This window comes from Streptomyces sp. BR123 (assembly GCF_013401435.1).
GTDB lineage: Bacteria > Actinomycetota > Actinomycetes > Streptomycetales > Streptomycetaceae > Streptomyces.
Genome location: NZ_JACBGN010000416.1, coordinates 1 through 4862 on the forward strand (window position 1 = coordinate 1; position 4862 = coordinate 4862).

Annotated in this window: 5 protein-coding genes; 2 read left to right on the forward strand and 3 right to left on the reverse strand. The window is 75.0% G+C overall.

All coding sequences use genetic code 11. The annotated features are described in order from the left end of the window. Nucleotides 1–204 precede the first annotated feature (204 nt). Complete coding sequence (locus tag HYE82_RS33995) at nucleotides 205–882, forward strand: ABC transporter ATP-binding protein (RefSeq protein WP_179178080.1); 678 nt, start codon at nucleotides 205–207, stop codon at nucleotides 880–882. Beyond that, nucleotides 879–2171: an ABC transporter permease gene (locus HYE82_RS34000; RefSeq protein WP_179178076.1), complete on the forward strand. Its 1293-nt coding sequence runs from the start codon at nucleotides 879–881 to the stop codon at nucleotides 2169–2171. The genes HYE82_RS33995 and HYE82_RS34000 overlap by 4 nt, the downstream gene beginning before the upstream one ends. A 93-nt stretch (nucleotides 2172–2264) precedes the next feature. Here the strand turns inward: HYE82_RS34000 and HYE82_RS34005 are convergent, their stop codons facing one another. The 3 genes from HYE82_RS34005 to HYE82_RS34015 form a co-directional block, all read right to left on the reverse strand. Continuing rightward, a complete protein-coding gene (locus tag HYE82_RS34005) occupies nucleotides 2265–3254 on the reverse strand; it encodes a pirin family protein (protein ID WP_179178077.1) in 990 nt (329 codons plus the stop codon). Nucleotides 3255–3380: 126 nt separating this feature from the next. Beyond that, on the reverse strand, nucleotides 3381–3755 hold the full coding sequence (locus HYE82_RS34010; RefSeq protein WP_179178078.1) for a hypothetical protein: 375 nt from the start codon (nucleotides 3753–3755) through the stop codon (nucleotides 3381–3383). Nucleotides 3756–3872: 117 nt separating this feature from the next. Continuing rightward, the coding region (locus HYE82_RS34015; protein WP_218783366.1) for a winged helix-turn-helix domain-containing protein at nucleotides 3873–4862 on the reverse strand (990 nt) is incomplete at its 5' end.

Consider the following 4862-nt stretch of genomic DNA (forward strand, 5'->3'; position numbering starts at 1 on the left):
GCCCCGGACCCCACCGCTACGGACCCGACCGCCACGGACCCGACCGCCACGGTCCGGACTGCCACGGACCCCACCGCCACGGACGCCACTGCCAAGGGCCCCACCGCCACGGACGCCACTGCCAAGGGCCCCACCGGCACGGACGCCCCCGACCCGGGCCCCACCGCCAAGGGCTCCGCCCCGGACCTCTCCGGCGCGGACCCGGTGCCGGTCGTCCGGTTCGAGGGTGTCGGGCTGACCTATCCCGGCCCGCCGCCCGTCCAGGCTCTGCGGCCCTGCGACCTGACGGTGGACCGCGGCGAGTACGTCACCGTCGTCGGTCCCTCGGGCTCCGGGAAGTCGACGTTCCTGAACGTCGCCGGGCTCATCGACGCCCCGACCGGCGGCCGCTACCTGCTCGACGGCATCGACACCGGCTCCCTCCCCGACCGCGACCGCACGGCCCTGCGCGGACAGCGCATCGGGTTCGTCTTCCAGTCCTTCCACCTGCTGCCTCACCGCAGCGCCCTGGAGAACGTCCTCCTCGCGATGGTCTACAACGGCGTCCCCCGCGGGCAGCGCGCCGACCGGGCCCGTACCGCCCTGGAGCGCGTCGGGCTCGGCCATCGCAGCGGCCACCTCCCCACCCGCATGTCCGGCGGCGAACGCCAGCGCGTGGCCATCGCCCGCGCCCTGGTCTCCGAGCCCTCGCTGCTGCTGTGCGACGAGCCGACCGGCAACCTCGACACGGCGACCGCCGGTGCCGTCCTGGCCCTGCTGGACGAGCTGCACGCCGACGGGCTGACCCTGCTGGTCATCACGCACGACCCGCACGTCGCGGAACGGGGCCGGCGCACCGTGTCCATCCGCGACGGGGTCCTGAGCGAGGTGGTCCGGACATGAGACGGCCTCGCGGGAGCATCCGGTGGCGGCGCTGGGCACGCGGCGGGGGTGGCGGCGCCCCCGCTGCCATCGCCCCGTCCCGGCTGTCGCTGCGCGACCTGCTGTCCGAGGCGCTCGCCGGCATGCTCCAGCGGCCCGCCCGGTCGGCGCTCACGGGCCTCGGCACGGTGCTGGGCGTGGGCACGTTCGTGGCGATCCTCGGCCTGACGGCCACCGCGTCCTCGCAGATCGACAGCCGCTTCAACGCCCTGACGGCCACCGAGGTCGGGGTCCAGGACACCGCGGGCGGCGGGGATCCGCAGCTCGCCCGGCAGGTCCCGAACGCCTTCCCGAAGGACGCCGACACCCGGGCGGGCGCGCTCAACGGGGTCACCGCCGCCGGGGTGTTCTGGCCGGTGCCGCTCGGCGAGACGACCGTGCGGTCCGCCCCGGTCGCCGGGGCCGCGGGGGAGCGGATCCCGGTCGTCGCCGCCTCCCCCGGCATGCTGCGCGCGGCCGGGCTCACGCTCGGCGCCGGCCGGGCCTACGACGCCTTCCACGACGGGCGCGCCGAACAGGTCGCGGTGGTGGGCTCGGCGATGGCGGCCCGGCTGGGCATCACCACGCTGGAGAGCCGGCCCGCGGTGTTCATCGGCGACCACGCGTTCACCGTGATCGGGATCGCGGGCGGCGCCGAGCGCAAACCCGACCTGCTGCTGTCGGTGATGGTGCCCCGGGGCACCGCGGAACGGCTGTGGGGGCCGCCCGACAACGCCCAGCGGGCCCGGATGATGGTGGTGACCGAGCTGGGGGCGGCCCAGCAGGTGGCCTCCGAGCTGCCGCTGGCGCTGCGCCCGGACCATCCCGACTGGCTGACCCCGGCGCCGCCGCCGGATCCGCGGACGCTGCGGGCCGGAGTGACCTCCGACCTGGACCAGCTGTTCCTGCTGCTGGCCGCGATCTGCCTGGTCATCGGGGCCGTGGGGATCGCGAACACCACCCTCGTCGCCGTCCTGGAGCGGACCGGGGAGATCGGGCTGCGCCGGGCGCTGGGGGCGCGCGGGCGGCACATCACCGCCCAGTTCCTGGCCGAGTCGGCCGCGCAGGGCACGGTCGGCGGCCTGGTGGGCACGACGCTGGGCACCCTGACCGTGGTCGGGGTGTCCGCGCTGCGCGACTGGACCCCGGTGATGTCGCCGCTGACGGTCTCCGTTGCGCCGCTGATCGGGCTCGTCACCGGGGTCCTCGCCGGGCTGTACCCGGCCTGGCGGGCCTCCCGCACCCAGCCCGCCGAGGCCCTGCGCCGCTAGCTCCGCCGGCGGTCCGGTCATGGAACCGCGGGCCGGCGGGGGCCTGTCGCGCAGTTCCCCGCGCCCCTACGCCACGGGGCGCGACCGAGCCCGTCAGGAGTGCTGCTCCACGGTGCTCGTGTGCTCCCGGGCGGTGGTGGGGATGGTCCCCAGCCGGCCCGCCTGGAAGTCGTCGAACGCCTGCTGGAGCTCCTGGCGGCTGTTCATGACGAACGGCCCGTAGTGCGCCATGGGCTCGCGGATCGGGCGGCCGCCGAGGAGGACGACCTCCAGGTCCGGGGTGTGGGAGTCCTGGGAGGCCTCCGCCCGCACCGTGAGGGAGCCGCCCTCGCCGAACACCGCCGTCTGGCCGGTCTCGACGGGCCGCCGGTCCGTGCCGACGCTGCCGCGCCCGGCCATGACGTAGGCGAGGGCGTTGAAGTCCTCGCGCCACGGCAGGGTGAGCTGCGCGCCGGGCCGGACCGTCGCGTGGATCATCGTGATCGGGGTGTGGGTGATGCCCGGGCCGCTGTGGCCGTCGAGCTCACCGGCGATCACGCGGAGCAGGGCGCCGCCGTCGGGGGTGGTCAGCAGCTTGACCTTGCCGCCGCCGATGTCCTGGTAGCGCGGGGGCATCATCTTGTCGGAGGCGGGGAGGTTCACCCACAGCTGGAGGCCGTGGAAGAGCCCGCCGCTGACGACGAGGGACTCCGGCGGGGCCTCGATGTGCAGGAGGCCCGAGCCGGCGGTCATCCACTGGGTGTCACCGCCGTTGATGACTCCGCCGCCGCCGTTGCTGTCCTGGTGGACGAAGGTGCCGTCGATCAGGTACGTGACGGTCTCGAAGCCGCGGTGCGGGTGCCACGGGGTTCCCTTCGGCTCCCCCGGCGCGTACTCCACCTCGCCCATCTGGTCCATCATGATGAACGGGTCGAGGTAGCGGTAGTTGATCCCGGCGAAGGCGCGGCGCACCGGGAAGCCCTCGCCCTCGAAGCCGCTCGGCGCGGTCACGACGGCCAGCACCTTGCGGGCGGCGGTCTCCTGGGACGGCGGTGCGGCGACGCGGGGAAGCGTCAACGGGTTCTCGACGGTCACTGCAGGCATGGTCGGCCTCCTTCTGCCTCGAGTTTAGTTGAAACTCGAACTTTCTGCCACACCTGCCGAAACGCAAGCGGCCCCGAGGACATTCCCCCGGGGCCGCCAGGCTCCGTGCGCCGTCGTTTCAGCAGATCACGGCGTGATGCGGACCGAGTTGACCGGCGTGAGGTTCTTGATCATGTAATGGCCGGCCGGCAGGTACCCCGTCGAGCAGCGGGTCCCGTTGTAGCCCTCGCAGGTCCAGAACTTCCACCCGTCGGTCTGGTTGTTGTAGATCAGGTGGTCGTCGTACATGTTCGAGAGGTTGTACGTGCCTGCCCGGGACCGCTCCCAGATGATCGGCGAGCGCTCGCTGGTGCCCGCGTAGATGCACACGGAGCCCACCGGGCAATCGGCCCAGCCGGACGCGGCAGCCTGCGCCGGGGCCGCGGCCAGGACGGCGGTCCCGGCCGCCAGGGCTGCCGCAGCCGCTGCTCCGAGCCTCGTGCGGATCGACGTACGTGCCATCGCTTCGTCTCCTCATCCGTCGGCGGGGCGGCCCCCGTGGCGGGCCCCGCGGCACCGATGGTCGAGCGCAGGGGCCGGGACCCGCGATGGTTTCGGCGCCCGCCGAAACGTCGGGTATCAGCGGCCGCTGTGGAGGAGGTCCACGCCGAGGGCGGTGGCCGAGTGCAGGACGGCCTTGCCGTCGCGCTCCGTGGTGATCAGCCCGGCCGCGCGCAGGGTGCGGGTGTGCTCCGAGACCGAGGGGAGGCTGATGCCGAGGGCACGGGCGACCTCGGTCGTCGTGCGCTGCTCGACGAGCAGGTGGAGCACTGCCGCCCGGGTCCGGCCCAGCAGCGCGTCCAGCGGGCCCTCGGCCGGCTCCGGCCCGACCAGCGGCAGCGGGGTCAGCGCCGGGTAGAGCAGCACGTGCGCGCCCGAGGGGTGGCCCGCCAGCAGCGGGCGCCCGGTCCAGAACGACGAGGGCATCAGCACCAGGCCGCGCCCGCCGAGGCGGGCCTCGTGGTGCGGGGGTGCGGCGACCTCGAAGACCGTGCCGTCCCAGCCGGCCCGCGGGTGGAGGCCGGCCATGCAGGCCCGGATGCCGTGGGCGGCCAGGAGCCGGGTGCGCCAGGCCACGTCGGCCCGGAAGGACTGCCGGATGCGGGGCCAGTGGGGGGCGACCACGGCCTCGTACGCGGACCGCAGGGCACCGTCGAGCCGGGTCCACGCCTCCCGGTCGCCGTCCCACAGGGCGCGCAGCCAGGACGCCGAACCGGGCGCCCGGGCGGCGGCGCGGTGCAGTTCCCGGCCGGTGAGGCGCCCGGCCGCGGCGGCCACGTCGGCGAGGCCCTCGTCCAGGGTCCGGGCGTACGGCTCGACGAACGGAGGGTTGTCGCCGTCCGGGCGGAGCAGGTCGAACAGGGGCCGTGCCCGGCCGGGCAGCTCGCGCAGGGCCCGGTGTCGCCAGCGGCCGAAAACGGCCGGCGCGTCGGTGCGCTGGACGGCGGCGAGGGCGAGCCCGAGCTCCACCAGCGGCAGCGGCTCGGGGGCGAAGGTCACGTGGAGAAGGTCCTCGGCCGTGAAGTGCACCCTCAGCATCGCCCCGCCCCCGGCCGTGCGCCCCGCTTC